The organism is Streptococcus mitis, assembly GCF_946190375.1.
GTDB classification, from domain to species: domain Bacteria; phylum Bacillota; class Bacilli; order Lactobacillales; family Streptococcaceae; genus Streptococcus; species Streptococcus mitis_CJ.
This window is the reverse complement of sequence record NZ_CAMIAF010000006.1, coordinates 59,313-77,143: the sequence shown is the minus strand read 5'-3', so window position 1 is coordinate 77,143 and position 17,831 is coordinate 59,313. Positions and strand designations below refer to the sequence as shown.

The 17,831-nt window shown below is 38.7% G+C and carries 14 protein-coding genes; all 14 read right to left on the bottom strand.

Annotation, left to right across the window (positions count from 1 at the left end):
• Window positions 1-15 precede the first annotated feature (15 nt).
• Window positions 16-2,229, bottom strand: coding sequence for a polyribonucleotide nucleotidyltransferase (gene pnp, locus N8M09_RS04110; RefSeq protein WP_261063999.1), 2,214 nt, complete (start codon window positions 2,227-2,229; stop codon window positions 16-18).
• A 725-nt stretch (window positions 2,230-2,954) separates the two neighbouring features.
• Window positions 2,955-3,821: a methylenetetrahydrofolate reductase [NAD(P)H] gene (gene metF / locus N8M09_RS04105; protein WP_261063997.1), complete on the bottom strand. Its 867-nt coding sequence runs from the start codon at window positions 3,819-3,821 to the stop codon at window positions 2,955-2,957.
• Window positions 3,822-3,921: 100 nt separating this feature from the next.
• Entirely contained in the window at window positions 3,922-6,171 is a 2,250-nt protein-coding gene (gene metE / locus N8M09_RS04100) for a 5-methyltetrahydropteroyltriglutamate--homocysteine S-methyltransferase (RefSeq protein ID WP_261063995.1), read from the bottom strand.
• Between the two features lie 260 nt (window positions 6,172-6,431).
• Window positions 6,432-6,725, bottom strand: coding sequence for a helix-turn-helix domain-containing protein (locus N8M09_RS04095; RefSeq protein ID WP_261063993.1), 294 nt, complete (start codon window positions 6,723-6,725; stop codon window positions 6,432-6,434).
• Window positions 6,726-6,910: 185 nt separating this feature from the next.
• A complete protein-coding gene (locus tag N8M09_RS04090; RefSeq protein WP_261063991.1) occupies window positions 6,911-7,276 on the bottom strand; it encodes a TIGR02328 family protein in 366 nt (121 codons plus the stop codon).
• Window positions 7,260-7,664 carry a YbgA family protein gene (locus N8M09_RS04085; protein ID WP_261063990.1) on the bottom strand — a complete coding sequence of 135 codons (405 nt, stop codon included), beginning with the start codon at window positions 7,662-7,664 and terminating at the stop codon, window positions 7,260-7,262. The genes N8M09_RS04090 and N8M09_RS04085 overlap by 17 nt, the downstream gene beginning before the upstream one ends.
• An 81-nt stretch (window positions 7,665-7,745) precedes the next feature.
• Window positions 7,746-8,525 (bottom strand): hypothetical protein, encoded by a 780-nt coding sequence (locus tag N8M09_RS04080; RefSeq protein WP_261063989.1) that lies wholly within the window; start codon window positions 8,523-8,525, stop codon window positions 7,746-7,748.
• A gap of 35 nt (window positions 8,526-8,560) precedes the next feature.
• Window positions 8,561-10,162, bottom strand: a complete 1,602-nt coding sequence (locus N8M09_RS04075) for a type I restriction-modification system subunit M (protein ID WP_261063987.1) — start codon at window positions 10,160-10,162, stop codon at window positions 8,561-8,563.
• Window positions 10,163-10,191: 29 nt separating this feature from the next.
• Window positions 10,192-11,013: a hypothetical protein gene (locus tag N8M09_RS04070; protein ID WP_261063986.1), complete on the bottom strand. Its 822-nt coding sequence runs from the start codon at window positions 11,011-11,013 to the stop codon at window positions 10,192-10,194.
• Window position 11,014: 1 nt separating this feature from the next.
• Window positions 11,015-11,539 carry a hypothetical protein gene (locus tag N8M09_RS04065; protein WP_261063985.1) on the bottom strand — a complete coding sequence of 175 codons (525 nt, stop codon included), beginning with the start codon at window positions 11,537-11,539 and terminating at the stop codon, window positions 11,015-11,017.
• Window positions 11,540-11,548: 9 nt separating this feature from the next.
• Complete coding sequence (locus N8M09_RS04060; RefSeq protein ID WP_261063984.1) at window positions 11,549-12,739, bottom strand: restriction endonuclease subunit S domain-containing protein; 1,191 nt, start codon at window positions 12,737-12,739, stop codon at window positions 11,549-11,551.
• Window positions 12,720-13,475 carry a hypothetical protein gene (locus N8M09_RS04055; RefSeq protein WP_261063982.1) on the bottom strand — a complete coding sequence of 252 codons (756 nt, stop codon included), beginning with the start codon at window positions 13,473-13,475 and terminating at the stop codon, window positions 12,720-12,722. The genes N8M09_RS04060 and N8M09_RS04055 overlap by 20 nt, the downstream gene beginning before the upstream one ends.
• A gap of 73 nt (window positions 13,476-13,548) precedes the next feature.
• Window positions 13,549-14,691 carry a bacteriophage abortive infection AbiH family protein gene (locus N8M09_RS04050; protein WP_261063979.1) on the bottom strand — a complete coding sequence of 381 codons (1,143 nt, stop codon included), beginning with the start codon at window positions 14,689-14,691 and terminating at the stop codon, window positions 13,549-13,551.
• Between the two features lie 18 nt (window positions 14,692-14,709).
• Window positions 14,710-17,700: a type I restriction endonuclease subunit R gene (locus N8M09_RS04045; RefSeq protein ID WP_261063978.1), complete on the bottom strand. Its 2,991-nt coding sequence runs from the start codon at window positions 17,698-17,700 to the stop codon at window positions 14,710-14,712.
• Window positions 17,701-17,831 lie beyond the last annotated feature (131 nt).

Sequence of the window (17,831 nt, the reverse complement as noted above, 5' to 3'; positions counted from 1 at the left end):
ACATTTCTCCTTTTCTTATTCTGAATCTTTTGGTGTTTCTGTAAATTCTTTCTTAGGTTTGTGGTCCTTGTGATGACGTGGGCGGTGAGGTCTCTCAGACTTTTCGCCTTTTTCATCACGTTCAGGTTTTGGAGGACGAGGAAGAAGGGCTTTCATAGAAGCATCCACACGTCCTTTTTCATCAATCTTGATAACCTTAACATCAACTTCATCCCCGATTGCTACCAAGTCTTCGACATTATTGGTACGCGTCCAAGCCATCTCCGAGATATGAACAAGGGCATCTGTCTTATCAAAGAGGTTAACAAAGGCACCAAATTTCTCGATACGAACGACTTTAGCACGGTAAACTTCATCTACTTTGGCTTCACGGACCAAACCAGCAATAATTTCTTTAGTACGGTTAATAGCATCTTGGTCACTAGAGTAGATAGACACATTTCCTTCTTCGTCGATATCAATCTTAACGCCTGTTTCAGCGATAATCTTGTCGATGGTTTCTCCACCCTTACCGATGACAATCTTAATCTTGTCCACATCAATCTTGATGGTATCAATTTTTGGAGCAGTTGGAGCCAATTCTGGACGAACTTCTGGAATGGTAGCTTCAATCACATCAAGGATTTCAAAACGTGCTTTCTTGGCTTGGGCAAGAGCCTCAGTCAAGATTTCTGCAGTAATCCCTTGGATCTTGATATCCATTTGAAGGGCTGTAATCCCGTCACGAGTACCCGCAACCTTAAAGTCCATATCTCCAAAGTGGTCTTCCAAACCTTGAATATCTGTCAAGACTGTGTAGTTATTTCCATCTGAGATAAGTCCCATAGCAATACCAGCTACTGGCGCCTTGATTGGCACACCACCAGCCATAAGGGCAAGCGTTCCCGCACAGATAGAAGCTTGAGAAGAAGAACCATTTGATTCCAAGACTTCTGCTACTAGACGGATAGCGTATGGGAATTCCTCCAAACTTGGCAAGACTTGAGCAAGGGCACGCTCACCGAGAGCACCGTGACCGATTTCACGACGACCTGGCGCACCGTAACGACCAGTTTCCCCTACAGAATATTGAGGGAAGTTATAGTGGTGCATAAAGCGTTTCTTGTACTCTGGATCCAAACCATCAATAATTTGAGTTTCTCCCATCGGAGCCAAGGTCAAGACTGAAAGGGCCTGAGTTTGTCCACGAGTGAAGAGACCAGAACCATGCACACGAGGAAGGAAGTCAACAACCGCATCCAAAGGACGGATTTCATCGACCTTACGACCATCAGGACGTACCTTATCTTCTGTGATCAAACGGCGCACTTCAGCGTGTTCCATCTGTTCCAAGATTTCAGCCACATCACGCATGATACGGTCAAATTCTTCGTGGTCTGCATATTTTTCTTCGTAAACTGCAGTCACTTGGTCCTTAACTGCTTGAGTTGCAGCTTCACGAGCCAATTTTTCTTCTACTTGAACCGCTTTTTGAAGGTCGCTGTTGTAGGCTGCGATGATTTCAGCTTGCAAGTCAGCATCCACATGAAGCAATTCTACTTCTGCTTTTTCTTTACCAACTGCTGCAACGATTTCTTCTTGGAAGGCAATCAATTCTTTAACTGCTTCGTGCCCTTTAAGGAGAGCTTCCAACATGATTTCTTCTGACAATTCTTTAGCACCAGATTCTACCATGTTGATGGCGTGTTTGGTACCAGCTACTGTCAATTCAAGGAGCGATTGCTCTGCTTGTTCTTGCGTAGGGTTGATGATGATTTGACCATCCACATAGCCAACTTGCACCCCAGCGATAGGTCCGTCAAATGGAATATCTGAAATAGACAATGCCAATGATGAACCAAACATAGCAGCCATTGGTGCAGAGGCATTTTCATCATAAGAAAGCACAGTGTTAATCACTTGCACTTCATTACGGAAACCTTCCGCAAACATTGGTCGGATTGGACGGTCAATCAAACGCGCTGTCAAAGTCGCATCCGTTGAAGGACGTCCTTCACGTTTCATAAAGCCACCAGGAAACTTCCCAGCTGCATACATTTTTTCTTCGTAGTTGACTTGGAGAGGGAAGAAATCCCCAGTTGCCATTTTCTTAGACATCACGGCCGCAGTCAAGACAGTTGACTCACCGTAACGTACAACAACAGAGCCATTTGCCTGCTTGGCAACCTGACCAGTCTCTACAATTAACTCACGACCCGCAAAAGTCGTTTGAAACACTTGTTTTGTCATTTTAATCCCCTTTGGATTGATGAAATTATACGCCTTGCCTACAAAGATCAAGATACCAAGGACGTCAAAAGCAAAGTAAAAATAGGAAACTGACGAAGTCTTCGATGAAGACAAGACAGTTTATCTTTTTTACATAGCTTTTCGGCCGGGTTCAATTGCTCAAGATATTTTGGACGGTTCGGCTTGCCGAACATTTCTGTAGAAAAATAGGAAGATGACACCGCACTCGACAAGCGCTAGAAAGCTTATCTTTTTTCCTAAGAAATGAAGCCAAAATTCAATTAAGTATCTTTTTGATATTTCCCTGAAATAGTGCGGACGGGAGGTAAAATTATCCAGTGGATTATTTTAGAAATACAATGGAATTTCAATGGTAATTTTTAATTACTTCGCCTTTTCATTTCTATGCTCAGGCTAAAATAGTTTCCCGAACAATTTTACTCTCAAAAATCCCGTCTTAGATAATAATATTGTTATCATCTAAGATACCACGATAGCGTGAAATAACTTTTAAATACTCACTCCGTTCGTGTTTTTTGAGACACACATTATCAGATTTTGTTTAAAAAATAATCAACTTTAAACAAACTTCTACAACCTAAATACCCTCATCTTTGTATCAAGTACGTACAGAGTCTATTTTATCATATTTTTCTTAAAAAGTGCGGTCTTTACCATTAAAAAGGAACCATTCCCCTCACCTGAGAAGAATGGTTTGCTTTTTATTATCCTAAGGACTGATGATTAAACAAGGCATGGGTTGCTTGATGAATGTATTTTGCTGTTTCAGCATTGTTCATCGTATAGAGATGCACACCAGCCACATCCTGAGTTACCAAGTCCACAATTTGGTCCACTGCATAGGCAAGTCCTGCTGCTCTGAGCGACTCAGGGTCATGCTCATACTTGTCTAAGATGGCTTTAAATTTGCGTGGAAGGTGGATATTCTCACAAGTCTTCAAGAGGCGGAGAGCCTGATTTCGATTCAGAATTGGCATAATCCCTGCATGAATGGGAACATCAATCCCAGCCAAGATACACTTGTCTTGGAAATCATAGAAGCGCTCATTGTCAAAGAAAAGCTGAGTTACAAGGCTCGAACAACCTGCATCCACTTTCTTCTTAAGATTTTGAATATCTGAAATCTGATTTGGCGAATCTGGGTGTCCTTCTGGATAACAAGCACCAACAATATCAAAGTGAGGAGCTTGCTCCTTGATGAACTCAATCAAGTCCGTTGCGTAGCGGAAATCCTTTTGTGGTTCCACATCTGGAATAATATCCCCACGAAGAGCCAAGATTTTCTGCACCCCAACTTTGTCCAAGTCAGCAATGGTTTCAGCAACCTTTTCCTTAGTCAAATAGATGGCTGGCAAGTGAGCAATAGTTGGAATCGCCAAGTCATTTTGGATAAAATCAGCCAAACGGACCGTCGTTTCCTTGATATTAAATTTATTATTGCTGGCAGTCACACTGATAAAGTGGGGAGCCAACTCCTGCATATCTTGAAGAGCAGAAATAATTTTATCATTACCCACGGCTGGGTTGGGAGGGAACACTTCAAATGAGAGTGACGGTGTTTGGCGCGACATAGTCTTTATCCTTTTCTAGTTGATTTTTAGTTAGCTGGACTCTGAAATCCAAGTGAAACAGGCAGATTGACCAAACAGCGCTTCTTGAGAAATCCTTATCTTACAATTTCTCACGCGCAGCTTTAGCTGCTTCAACAAGGCGGATCAAGCTTTCTTTTGTTTCTGGAATACCACGTGTTTTCAAACCACAGTCAGGGTTGATCCAAACTTTCTTGCTTGGCACTTTAGCAAGGATAGCTTCGATTGTATGGTCGATTTCGCCTTCATTTGGCACACGAGGTGAGTGGATATCGTAAACCCCAGGTCCCACTTCTGTTTGGAAGTTTTTCGCTTTGAGTTCGTCCAAGATTTCAAGGTTTGAACGGCTAGCCTCAAATGAGATAACGTCCGCATCCAAGTTGTCGATAGCTGGAATGATATCTGTAAATTCTGAGTAACACATGTGAGTGTGGATTTGTGTGTCTGGCGCTACTGTTGAGTGTACCAAGCGGAAAGCAGGAATTGCCCAGTCAAGGTAGTCTTCATACCAGTCGCTACGACGGAGTGGCAATTTTTCACGAAGAGCAGCCTCATCGATTTGGATGATTTTCACACCAGCAGCTTCAAGATCAAGCACTTCATCCTTGATAGCAAGGGCGATTTGAAGAGTAGAATCCTTGATAGAGATGTCTTCACGTGGGAATGACCAGTTGAGGATGGTAACAGGTCCAGTCAACATACCTTTAACAGGTTTGTTTGTACGGCTTTGTGCATAGCTAGACCATTTGACAGTGATAGGGTTAAGACGTGTTACATCACCCCAGATGATTGGTGGTTTCACCCCACGCATACCGTATGATTGTACCCAACCATTTTCAGAGAAGAGGTAACCTGACAAGTTTTGACCGAAGTACTCAACCATGTCATTGCGCTCAAATTCACCGTGAACAAGGACATCAAAGTCGATATCTTCTTGCCATTTGATCCATTCGTCGATCGTTTCAGCAAGGAAAGCATCGTACTCTTCTTGAGACAATTCACCTTTACGGTAAGCCAAACGTTTAGCACGAACTTCTTTTGTTTGAGGGAATGAACCGATAGTTGTTGTTGGAAGAGCTGGAAGTTTGAAAGCTTCTTCTTGGATAGCTTCACGTTCTGCAAAGGCTGGTAAACGAGTGTAGTCTGCGTCTGTCAAACCAGCGATGCGCGCACGAAGTTCTGCATTAACACCAACACGTTCAGTCGCAAAGAGTTCTTTGTTAGCTGCAAGAGCTTCTGCACCTTGACCATTGCGGATAGCATCCAAATCACGGATTTCATCCAATTTTTCAACTGCGAAAGCAAAGTGGTTCAAGATAGCTGGTTCAAATTCTTCGTTAGCAGTTGTAAATGGCACATGAAGAAGTGAGCATGAGCTAGTCAAAACAATATTTTCAGCTGGGATTTGCTCAAGAACAGCCAAGCTCTTTTCATAGTTGTTACGCCAGATGTTTTTACCATTGACAATACCTGCATAAAGAGTCTTATCAGCTGGGAAGCCACCTTTAACGAGTTCAAGAGTTTTCTTACCTTCAACGAAGTCCAAACCGATTGCATCAACTGGCAAGTTTACAAGATCAGCGTAAACGTCACGAACATCACCGAAGTATGTTTGAAGTAAGACTTCAAGACCTTTTTTGTCAGCCAAAAGCTTGTTGTAGAGGTTCAAGAAGAGAGCTTTTTCTTCAGCTGTCAAATCTTTTACAAGAGCAGCTTCATCTAATTGGATACGAGTTGCACCAAGTTCAGCCAATTTAGCAAAAACTTCTTGGTAAGCAGCCACTAAGCTGTCTACAAAGTCTTCTGCTTTCACGCCTTCTTCAAAGTCTGACAATTGAAGGAAAGTGAATGGACCTACAAGAACAGGACGAGTGTTTAATCCTAGCTCTTTTGCTTCTTGGAACTCATCGAAAATCTTGTGACCTGCAAGTTTAACTTGAGTGTCTTTTTCAAATTTAGGCACGATATAGTGGTAGTTGGTGTTGAACCATTTCTTCATTGGAAGGGCGCGAACATCACCTTTTTCTCCTTGGTAACCACGACCCAAAGCAAAGTAGCGCTCAAGGTCAGACAAGTCCAAGTTTTGAACTGAAGCAGGTACCACGTTGAAAAGGAAAGCTGCATCTAGGAAGTTGTCATAGTGAGAAAAGTCATTTGATGGAATTTCAGTGATACCTTTTTCTTTGACAATGTTCCAGTGTTTCGCACGCAAGTCCTTTGCTGCTGCAAGGAGTTCTTCTTCTAAGATTTCTTTTCTAAAGTATTTTTCAGTTGTAAATTTTAATTCGCGGAATTCGCCCAAACGAGGGAAACCGATGATTGTAGTTGACATGATGTGTCCTCCAAAATTTGTTGTTGAAACTATCTTAACAGAAAAGAATGCGTCTGTATAATTGTAAAAAATTAGGCTTTGATATAGTTTTAAACTATACCTCTGTTTTAGACAAAAGAAAAGGACCTGAGACAACTGCCTCAAATCCTTTGTGTATCTTGTTTTATAGCTTTATTTCAGTTAGACGGTTCAAACGCGTTATTAGTGATTCTTATAAGTGACTATGGCTTGTTATTATAAAAGACTATAACTCAGTTTAATCAACTCTTTCCCTGTTCTAGGGGGACGGCTACTAGTGTCTTTCCTAAACTGGCTAGGACTTTTAAGACTGTGTCCAACTGAGGACTTGTCTTGCCTGTTTCCATCCTAGCTATAACAGGCTGGCTTACTCCACTGAGTTCTTCTAGCTTTTTCTGACTGATACCTTGCTCATGTCTAGCTTCTATCAACTCACTCATAATAGCCACTCGCATATCACTTTCAAGAATTTCCTCCTTGGTAAAGAGTTCAGATCGGACATCCTTCCAATTACTCCCAATAGCACTATTCTTCATCACTTACCCCTCTTTCTTTTAAGTCCTTCAGTTCAATCTTGGTTTTTTAAAATTATAACTTAAAAGTTATTAAAAGTAAATTCAAATACTTATAAAAAGAAGACCTTAGAATCATTCTAAAGGTCTCATTTTAATTATTCGAAAAAATTACAAAAAGAGTTCTAAATTAGAGGTTATACTGACTCTTACTCCAGCTCTATGCCCTTCTCTCGAAGATTAGCCAGACACTCCTCATAGTAGGCATGGTCATGCTCACTATAGATAGGACTAGTCAACTTCTCCTCTGCTAAATCTTCATAGGGAGGACAAGTCTTGCCACGGTAGTTCTTGTCCAGCCACTCTGGACTGACCTTAAAGCCTCGTTTAATCATCTCCTCCATGATCAAGCGATGATAGGCATAGAGACGATAGGGCGAGTGGGTAAAGATATAGTCCACCGTTGCATGCTTTCTGCCCCAGCCATTGCCACGCAGGGCACAACACTCTCGATGTTGCCCCAAGAGTTGAGGACGAGGAAGCTGTGAAATCAAAGCCTCATGCCAAAGTCTCATGACAATCTCCTTTCAGTAAATTTGAATGTTGCAAGTAGGTATTTGGATAGCGATCAAGCAAGTCTCGAGTCTTAGCGATTAAGTCTTCCTTAGAAGCCTGACCAAAGCGGTAGCAATCTAGCAAGAGCATATAGTCTTTGCGCTCAGCATCTGTCGCTTTCTTTTTGAAATAGCCCCAAATATGCTGAAAGGCATTGCAAACCTGACCCCTGTGTTCTGGAATCTGGCAGGCACGGTCAATCATCTCCTGAACCTGACTCACCTCCACCTCTTCATTCTTGAGATACTGACGAATCTCATTGTAAATATTGCTGGAATGGCTCAACACGAGGTATTTGTTTCTAGCCCAGAGTTGTTGGCACTGGGATTTTTGATTAGTTTGTTCCATATTTCTCCTTGTTTTCTATCAGTTTCCAGGAAATATGGAAACAAAGTAACAGTCCTATAAAGTAGACTCTTGAAGTATGCTTTATTGCTTATTAATACTATTTTCTAGTATTTCAATCTCGTTTAAAATGGTATTCAAATGATTTTGATAATTTTCAATTGTCCGTTTATCTAGATAATCTTGAATTTTCTTTTGACTTAGTCTAGAACTCCAATAATCATGAGCCAATTTCAAATAGTAGCAATAGTCTTCTTTTTTTGTAATTGTACGTTTACCTGATTTTATTAATTTATTAACAAAATACTTTTCAAGCCCATAAATATCTTCAAAGAATTCAATAGCACTATTATAGCTATCTAAAAATTTTTCTAAAATCAATCTATTCCCAATTCCCATCGTTAAAGAACCAGCATTAATGATGGGAGTTTTAAAGCCTTCATAATATTGATTAATAAAATAAGCAAAAGTATCAAATCTATCGTTCCCTAAAGATTTTTTTATGATATTTAAACCACCAGTTTTAGGCATGATACTGATGTTCATAGGCGAATAACGCATAACACCAAGAGAATTCTTTAACCCTTCCGAAACATTGGTCTCCTTTAAAATTGACTCATAAAGTTTAGTACCTTTATTAAAGACTGTAGAATCTATATTAAAAGACACATCTCCGTTAGCATAAATTTCTATCCCTTTATGAGAAAATAAAAAATTACTTTGATTTTTTTGACACAGGTTTTCTCCATAGTATTTGAGATAAAAATTCCAAGCTACTTCATCCACATCACTAGTAAAATCATGATGCGAGGTCAATGTTATTCCTACACTTGTTTGATTTTCTTTATTTTCATTTGACTTCATAAGCACACTTCCTTTGCTATATCCTTATTTCTCCATCACCCTTCAAACTCTTTCAAAAACTTTTTGAGTTCAGCATCGGCTTCTGGTGTGGTTCCGTGTAGTTGGTTCAGCATTTCAAGTAGGGAAGCGGTTTGGTTTTGGATTGCTTCATTTGTCGTGTTAATCTTGCTAACGATGTCTGTCAGTGGTTCGACTTCTTCTTCCTCAAAAGTGTCTACGTAGCGAGGGATATTGAGGTTATAGTCATTTTCGACGATTTCTTCATAGCTTGCTAGATGGGCAAACTTATCAATCTCCTCACGAGACTTGTAGGCTTCCAGAATCTTTTCGATATGAACATCCGTCATGATATTCTGATTTTTCCCCTTATCGAACTCTTTAGAAGCATCGATAAAGTAAACATCACGGTTAGTGCGGTTCTTTTTGAGAATGATAACCGTAGTCGGAATGCTGGTATTGAAGAAGATATTGGCAGGAAGACCGATAACCGTGTCAATAGCTCCTTCTTCTAACAAGGCCTTGCGAATGGTTCCTTCCGCATTTCCACGGAAAAGAACCCCGTGAGGAAGAACGATAGCCATAACTCCATTATCCTGCTTGAGATGGTAGTAACCATGCAAGAGAAAGGCAAAATCAGCCTTGGACTGGGGTGCTAGTTTCCCAAAAGGAGAGAAACGAGGATCCGCCATAAAGCCAGAGCTCGCTGACCACTTGGCAGAGTAGGGAGGGTTCATCAGAACACCATCAAAGTTGGTCGGTTCTTGAGTCGGCCAGTCTTCATCTAGTGTATCTGCATTGTGGAGAAATTGATTTTCAACAGGAACACCGTGTAGAATCATGTTCATCCGAGCCAAGTTATAGGTTGAGGTGTTGAGTTCCTGACCAAAGTAGACTACTGTCTGCGGTTTATGAGAGTATTTCTTGGCATTGAGCAAGAGAGAGCCAGAGCCCATAGTCGCATCGTAGATGGTAAAGCCTAGCTGATCCTCACGACCCAAAAAGGCAATCTGAGTCATAAGTTTGGCAACAGGCTGAGGCGTATAGAACTCACCAGCCTTCTTACCCGAGTCAGTCGCAAACTGACCGATCAGATACTCGTAGGCATCCCCCAGTATATCGCCAGCATGACCAGCCACATCTAGCACAGCCAACTCCTTCATGACTGCCGCCACCGTTTGGTTTTGCTTTTGCGGAGTTGCCCCTAGCTTTTTAGAATAGAGGTCAATATCTTCAAAGAGATTTTCATAGAGTTCATCACTCTGCTCAATATCTCGAAACCCCTGAGCCAAATCTTCCAACTGGAAAGTCCCCTCATTGACACGTACTACAAGAGCTGTAAAGGTCAACTCAGGCTTGATACTATAGTTGAGTTCGTCCTTCATGACTGCAAGAAGATCCTCATGGGTGTCCGCATCCTCATAGTAGTTACGATAAACCTCAAGGGCAGCCTCTAGACTCTCACTCCCCTCCTCCATAGTCTCCGCCACAAAAAAGAGCATCTTATCCGACAGGTACTTATAAAAGACCATGCCCAAAAGATAGGACTTGTAGTCATTGGCATCCATCTTAGAGCGGAGAACATCCGCTGAGTTCCACAGGGCTTGGTAGAGCGACTGGGAAGTTTGTGCTGTTTCCATAGTATTTCTTTCTAAATCATTTTCTTAGTTTAATTTAATTTCTTTGCATGGTTAGCTTCCATTTTATGATGAGTTATTGGATTTGTATATAGCCGTCCAAGTGCTAACTTTAGTAAACATGTTAATTTTCTATTACTATCAATTATAAAATTTTGATTATCGTCCAACTCAAACTCTTGATTAGGATACTGACTGTAAGATCTCAACAAAGTACTTTTAACAGCAATATCATCCAAATCTATCTCATAATCTTTTAAAACTGCCAACATCTTTAAGTTGTTAGTCTTAATTTTAAAATCTGAAACAAAACTCACCAGATTAAATTCTTTAAACTCATCAACTTCTGCTTGACTTGCTATACGATAGTAATCATCAATCCCCTTAAATAAGCTACGAATCGTTCTAAAATTTTTGAAATACAATTTATCGTTTCCATCAAAATAGGCATCGTTCTCAGATTTTAGTTCTATACCCTTTTCAATAATTGTTCTTTCAGCTCTTCTATATCTCCATTTCAAGATTGACTTATCAACCATTCTCCTTGATTTAGTTATTTTTTGAAAAACTAAACCGTCATTTTCAACTTTTCGAAAAATCAAATCAATTTTCGAGAACTCTTCTTCATTTACATCATTTAGACCCGCAGTATTTAAAAATTTATCTTCATATTCTTTGACCATCGACATATGCTCATCATCAATTTCAATATAGAACCATTCCTCATGTTCTAATTTTATTTCTGGATCAAATTCTCTACTATTTTCAGGATCAATCTCCGGAGCAACTAGTTCAGAAATGTCATCCGTGTTTTCCAATTTTCTATATATTTGACCTACTTTTACTAAAAACATACTATTCCTTCTCCAAAAATGTAAAATTATTTATTCTTACTAAATTCTGAATTTTACCAACTTCTTTTACATCATTTCTCTTACTGTAAATTATATAAGTATTACCAATCTTATCTTGTACCTTATAATACCTATATTTAAGTAACCAAATAAGATTAAAATAATAAGATTTTTCCATTAAAACAAACCATATCCCAAATATAAATAACACAATAAACATTTGATAAATTAAACTTAAACTACCCAAACCAAGCATTATGACAAACAAACCTATATACGTTGGAATAATTTCATGCTCAACCGGTTGAATTGAGACGATGTTAGCCGTATCAGATTTTACTTTTTTTTCAAAACATTTCAGTAATCCAAATGCAACTACTAGCATTACTAAAATCAAAATAATCATTTTAGTAATACTTGCCAATAAATTTTCAACATTTGGAAAAATATTTATAGTAAAAATAAACAAAATTAAACCAGGAAAAAAAGAACTGAACGACAAAAATAATCTTTCTAAAAATTTCATTAGGAAACCTCAAATAAACATATCTTGCAAGAGTTTCTTTTTCAGTGTTTCTAACTGAGAAATTTTATCCGTGTGTGATTGAATAAATTTATCAAGATTTGTAAAATAATCTGAAATAGCTACTTGTTCTTCTAATTTAGGAAAAATAACATTTCCTAATAATGCATTTTCGTCAGAAACTTTCATATCATTCTTAGCACCTTTATTAACTAACGGTTTTAAATATGAATTTAATCTCAAATCATTTTCAAAATACCTCTCCACAAATCCTGGAAATACATTTTCTTTAGGTAAATAAACAGCATACAAAGTCGAAACTATCCCTGGAATTCCATAATTAGTTTTAATGATTCCGTACGGATTAGCTTTTAAAGGACTTTTTGTATATACAATATTTCCTGTTTCAACAATTGAATACATTTCTACAGATACACCAGCAAAAGATCGTCCTTGAAATTTTATTTGATTTACAATTCCAACCTCCCCAGATACAGACAAAACATCTTCTTTATCAAATTGTTGTTTAGTATTTTTTTTCTTTGAAACAGTCAAATATTTATTAAGTTTATTTATCTCCCACTCCCCATCAAATCCATCCAAACGTATCTCTGGAACTGTCTGTCCAGCTTTTGGAAACATCTTGGAGAGCATGGTCGCCTTGAGATATTGGTAGTTGGTGAGATTGTCCTTGTAGCTAGACAGAAGATTGTCAAGGGTGCGGAAAAGAGAACCAATGGCAGATTGTTCGTCGTTAGAAGCAGGAATACTAAACTCTGTCTGTGAAACTGTCTTCCAATCAGAACGTGGCATCTTTGTTCCAGATGTATCATTTGCAACTCTTTGAAATTTTGGCGATTGAAGTAACGAAAACAGAAATTTTGAATCACAATTTCTTGCCTGCAAGACCCAAAAATCTCCTAACGCAATACCATTAAAATTTGGGTGTAGCCAGTTTTTTAAATATGGACGTAACTTTCCATATAAAATATCATTTGTTTCAAATACTATTCCTTTGCGACAATCAATATTTTTACTTAATTCTTTGTTTAATCTCCCTTCTCCAGAAAGAATATCTTGATATTCAATTCTTGGTAAATCAGGGTTATCAGAACTTTTAGTTCTCCTTTTAGCTATTCCTTCAAAAGTACTTCTTACCCATGAATGTTTATTTTTTAAGAACCTAATTTTTGGCTTCTCCATCCCTATCCTGCTTTCTCACTATTTTAAATTTTAAATTAGATACATTATATTCTTGTTTTATAATTTTTTCGGCCATTTTCTCTGGAGAAACTAACCTAAATGTAGTTTCGGTTATATACTTTGTTAAATAAGTCCTTAACTCATCACATTTTTCAGTTAATTTAGACTCTACCATAAAGTCATCCGCAACTTTTCGATAATCTTCAAAACTATTCACTCGATTTATTTTTTTGTGATAGTCTACAAATATTGCAACTTCCTTACGAACCTCTTCTTTTAACCTAGATAATTCGATATCATCTTGTATAACCAGAGTTAGCAATAATAAATCTCTTAATTTTATAATTGAATTATATTTAGGAAGCAAATAATCTGAATATAATAAAGGAAAAATTTTTTCAAACTCAATATCTTCATCTGATTCTACTTCTTTAGAGATCATCTTTACGAATTCAAATATTGCATCTGCAAATAAATTTTTAGCAATTCTTAAATCGCTCAATATCTCATATGAACGCTCTGCTCGCTCAATTGTATATTGTAAGAAAATACGTTCTCTTTCGTTCTCTTCTTGTTTTTCAAAAAATTCTCGTTGTAACTTATGTTCATCTTGTAGCTGTTTAAGTTGCTGCTTATTTTGAAGCTTTGCAACATACACTGCTACACCAGCACCTAGTAAAGCCCCTATCATGGAACTAATAAACTGAGAATTAAGAAATGTAATTATAAAATCCATTGATTGTAATTTCCCCTAAGTATAAAGTATTAATAATAATATTATTGCAAGTTACATACTATTCAAATATTATTTAATCCAAAAGAACTTCTTTCATCCCATCAATATCATCACTTTTAACGAAGACTACATTTTTATTACCAGTTAATTCTACAAGTTTATCTTTTCCTAGTATGATAGCTAAATTCTTAACAATAGACCGTTTAGCAGGCTCATTATAGTATGTAAAAATAAATCGATAATTGTAAGTATAGTGACTTGTTAAAGTAAAACAATTTTGAAAAATTTCCTTATCTAGTGGGTCAACTGAATGTCCAAAAATAATAATATTTTTTTCATTTAATCCAGCAAATAAATCTTCTCGGTTAATCTTGAAAAAGCCTTCATATTGGCCACCCGTTTCTTTTACAATTCTTTGATAATACTTTTGATAAGGAATTAAATCAGAATTGACATCATTCCCCTTATCTTCTATACCAAAAACCATTGTATTTACTGCTGATTTATTTCTATTTAAATCAATTTCTCCGTGAATATAATGGGTATTTTCTATAGGAATTTTGAAAAGTTCATATGAAGTATGGGTATAATTAAAACTAATTACACTAGACTCTGAAATACTATTGATTGCATCTAGTGCCGTTTCTACTGGAGCTATTTTATCAATTTCAAAATCTAGGTAGTCTCTATATGAAAGATAAATTTCTAATAGATCTGTTAACAACTCTAGATGATAAATAAATTTCTCATTTAATTTTGATAAAGCTACCTTTCTTTCTAATTTATCCCACTCCAAAACCTTAAAAAATTCATTAAATATTTCAGAAATAAAAAACTTCGATGTGAAATTTTCCTGATGTACCAAAAATTCACGAAATTGTTTAGTGTAAATTACCTTCAAATAATCTTTTCCTTTGGAGTATAAAATATCCGGATCTTGCTTAAAATATTCAATCGCTTCAGCGAGATTTGAAATCATTATTTCTAGATTTGACCAATTCTCTCCAAGAGTAGACCTATTCTCATTTATAAACCTAAGGTATAAATTATCTTTATACTTCTCAATATCAATATTATTACTGTTGAGAAATGACTGCAAATGATCTACTTTTTCTAAAAATAAATTATTAGCAAATTCTATGAAATCACTATAACTTGTTTTTCGACCCATGGCTAAATCAAAGCCGTTTCCTAAAATTAATATTGTATCTGCCATTTTTCCTCCAAAGTTTTACTATCTCCCAACCCTCAACGGCTCAATGACTTCCTCTACTAGCTGGGTATAGGCTTCCTTGATTTGTTTTTTATAGAGAAGAGGATTGAGGGCGTCCGCCACCTCTAGTTTATAGTCCTGATAGCGCTGGCTCTTGGTCAGCTGGCTTTCTCCTAGTTGTTTTTTAGCTCCCTTACGGTAATGTTCGACATAATAACGGAGTTCATCTTCGCCGACATACCAGCGCTTGCTAAAGACTTGGATATGTTGCTGGATGACAGCCTCTATCATCTGATCCAAGATATTTGCGATAGACTGGCCACGATAGCTTTCTGGATGTTCTTGAACTTCTCTCCACAGTTCAGTGATGATCTGGGCAAGATTTGGATTGGTCTTCTCAAGGCTCTGAATATAGTTATCCACCGCTTCCTTATCTTGAGCGCTTAGGTTCTTTTCTTGACTTTGACCTTGTTCAATCAGGCTTTGGATCAAGGTTAGGATATAGGCATAGTTGATTTCGTCCACTTGGATAGACTCTAGTTCATAGTGGATATCAAGTGGCTCTCCATCGTCATCATCCTCTACTCGGCTTTTTAATTCTGCAAGGACATTTCGATAAAGTCCCAGATACCTTTCCAACTTTTCTCCATCAAGTCCCGTCTGACTGTAAACTTCTTCCTCATCATACTCTTTGTACACTCGGATAGAGGCTAGGTATTTATCAAAGGCTTGATAGGTTTTAGCTAGTTTCCTCAACTCAGGTGTAGAGACTTGCTCGAGATCTAGATCGTTCACATAGTCATCAGTAGCAAGATTTTTGAAATCACTGCAACTCCGTAAAAAGTTCCTCTTTTCCTCTTCCCAGCTTGGAGCTAGAACCTCGTTTTCACCACCATTTGAGTAGAGTTTGAGGGCATTATCTACTGCTTCCTTAAAGGCTAGGGGCTTTTGGAAGGTGATGATATGACCGTAGGTCTTACTGCTATCAAAAATACGGTTGGTTCGGCTAAAAGCCTGTATCAAGTCCTGCGGTTGCATGGGTTTTCGGTCGATAAAGAGAGTTGATAGACAAGGGGCATCAAATCCCGTTAGGAGACGATTGACTACGATGACTAAGTCCAACTGCTCCTTGCGATAGAGGTATTTGTCCTGCTTTCGAGCTAGACGGTTATTGACATCCGTATTAAAGCCACGAAGATCCGCCATAGTAAAATGGGTATCAAACTCTTGGTTATAGTCTTCTAAAACCTGCTTCATGTGGTCTTGATTAGCTCTTGACTCTTCTTCATTTTCAGTGACCGAGTAGGTGATGGTCATCTTTGGAAAATCAGGAAGGACCTGCTTGACCCTCTCCGATACCTTGACTCTCGTCTCCCCAGCCTTGACTCGTTTGAGCAAGTCATAGTAGGCCTGGGCTTGAGGAATTGACTTGACGGTCAGGATAGCATTATAGGTCTTACCCACTCCTTTTTGGAAGCCTAGCTGTTGACGGGATTTATTGATAATGGCATCCAAGACTTCCAGCATATGCTCCTCATCCTCGTAGACAGTATCTGGTATGTCATTTTCGGATTTATCCGTGATGAGGGTATTGCGATAATCCACCTTAAAGCCTAAAACTGCTCCATCATGGATGGCTTCCTTGACTGTATACTCATGGAGACGGTCACCGTACTGTTGCTGGGTGGTTTGGGCTAGATCGCCAACTTGCTGGCGTTTATTTTCCTTAAAGATAGGTGTGCCTGTAAAACCATACCAAAGCGACTGTGGGAAAAAGGCCTTAATGTCTTTTTGTGTTTGAGGTGTTACAGCACGGTGGCATTCATCCACGACAAAGGCCACTCGGAGACCCTTGATTTTGTCCGCATCTCTTTGGTAAAGATCTTGATCAAACTTACGCATCATGGTGATGATTTTCTGGATGGTCGTTACCACCACACGCTTATCATTGCTTCCTAGTCGTTTGACCAAATCATGGGTATTATCCGTCTCATCAATATCAATGACATCATTGGTAGCATAGGAGAGGAAGGATGAAGTGGTTTGTTGATCCAAGTCCCTGCGGTCAACGACAAAGATTGTCTTTTGGATAGACGGTATTTGGAGGAGATTCCGCGCCACCTTATAGGAGGTCAAGGTCTTACCTGAACCTGTCGTGTGCCAGACATATCCTGATGCTTGCTGGCGAGAAGCTTCCTGCACCGCTTCGATAGCATGGATCTGATAGGGACGCAGGAGGATAAGAGCCTTCTTGCTATCATCAAGGACAGAATACTGCATAACCATCTGGTGGGCACGAGGGATGGAAAGGACTTCGTGGGCAAAGCTGGTCAAGCTCGTTATGGGTTGGTTGTCCTTATCCACCCACTTGGTTAGAAATTGCTTGTTGAGTTTATTTTCTCTGGCTGCAGCGATATAGCGTGTGTCTACTTTATTGGTCACAACAAACATCTGTAAGCTAGAGTAGATGCCGCGGAACTTGCCTTCTCTATCATACTTTTTGATTTGATGAAAGGCATCTAGAAAAGCAACTCGGGGACTTTTAAGCTCAATATGAATCATTGGAAGGCCATTGATCAAGAGGGTCACATCTAGCCTGCGGTCTTGATCCTGAGGATTTACCTTGTCTCTCTCGACTTGGTTGACAACCTCATAACTAGACTTGCCAGCTGCGATATTGTCTCGCCAGATGACAGATAAACGGATAGTCCCCAAACTAGCATCTTCTCTTTGAACCTCAACCTTGGCAATGCCATTTTCGCCTACCAACCACTTGGCTGCATCATAGTAGCTAACAAAGTTCAGTTGGTTCTTTATCTGGCGTTTTTCCTGTTCTGTCAGGGGATGATCTGCCAATAGAGCCACATTGTTCTGGGCTAGCTTTTCAAAGAAGTTTTCCCATAACTGCTCTTCTGTTTTAAGGTCATCTCTGTAAGTCCATTGACTTTCCCCAGTCACCAGTTGGTTGATCAGTTGTTTTTCTATCTCCAGTTCTGGTTTTACCTGTATCATACTCTCTCCTTTGCTACATGTCTGCTCCCTTTATTATAGCATGTTTAGCCTCAAATTCCATCACTCTTCCCATCACAAAAAAGACTCATTCCCCCTTTCTCCTCCAAAATATGGTATAGTAGAGTTATACT

What these genes read in the sequence shown, in the direction of transcription:
- N8M09_RS04090 (WP_261063991.1), bottom strand. Translation starts at nt 7,276, where the DNA reads ATGAGACTTTGGCATGAGGCTTTGATTTCACAGCTTCCTCGTCCTCAA.
- N8M09_RS04055 (WP_261063982.1), bottom strand. Translation starts at nt 13,475, where the DNA reads ATGGATTTTATAATTACATTTCTTAATTCTCAGTTTATTAGTTCCATG.
- N8M09_RS04050 (WP_261063979.1), bottom strand. Translation starts at nt 14,691, where the DNA reads ATGGCAGATACAATATTAATTTTAGGAAACGGCTTTGATTTAGCCATG.
- metF (WP_261063997.1), bottom strand. Translation starts at nt 3,821, where the DNA reads ATGTCGCGCCAAACACCGTCACTCTCATTTGAAGTGTTCCCTCCCAAC.
- metE (WP_261063995.1), bottom strand. Translation starts at nt 6,171, where the DNA reads ATGTCAACTACAATCATCGGTTTCCCTCGTTTGGGCGAATTCCGCGAA.
- N8M09_RS04095 (WP_261063993.1), bottom strand. Translation starts at nt 6,725, where the DNA reads ATGAAGAATAGTGCTATTGGGAGTAATTGGAAGGATGTCCGATCTGAA.
- N8M09_RS04080 (WP_261063989.1), bottom strand. Translation starts at nt 8,525, where the DNA reads ATGAAGTCAAATGAAAATAAAGAAAATCAAACAAGTGTAGGAATAACA.
- N8M09_RS04070 (WP_261063986.1), bottom strand. Translation starts at nt 11,013, where the DNA reads ATGTTTTTAGTAAAAGTAGGTCAAATATATAGAAAATTGGAAAACACG.
- N8M09_RS04065 (WP_261063985.1), bottom strand. Translation starts at nt 11,539, where the DNA reads ATGAAATTTTTAGAAAGATTATTTTTGTCGTTCAGTTCTTTTTTTCCT.
- N8M09_RS04085 (WP_261063990.1), bottom strand. Translation starts at nt 7,664, where the DNA reads ATGGAACAAACTAATCAAAAATCCCAGTGCCAACAACTCTGGGCTAGA.
- N8M09_RS04075 (WP_261063987.1), bottom strand. Translation starts at nt 10,162, where the DNA reads ATGGAAACAGCACAAACTTCCCAGTCGCTCTACCAAGCCCTGTGGAAC.
- pnp (WP_261063999.1), bottom strand. Translation starts at nt 2,229, where the DNA reads ATGACAAAACAAGTGTTTCAAACGACTTTTGCGGGTCGTGAGTTAATT.
- N8M09_RS04060 (WP_261063984.1), bottom strand. Translation starts at nt 12,739, where the DNA reads ATGGAGAAGCCAAAAATTAGGTTCTTAAAAAATAAACATTCATGGGTA.
- N8M09_RS04045 (WP_261063978.1), bottom strand. Translation starts at nt 17,700, where the DNA reads ATGATACAGGTAAAACCAGAACTGGAGATAGAAAAACAACTGATCAAC.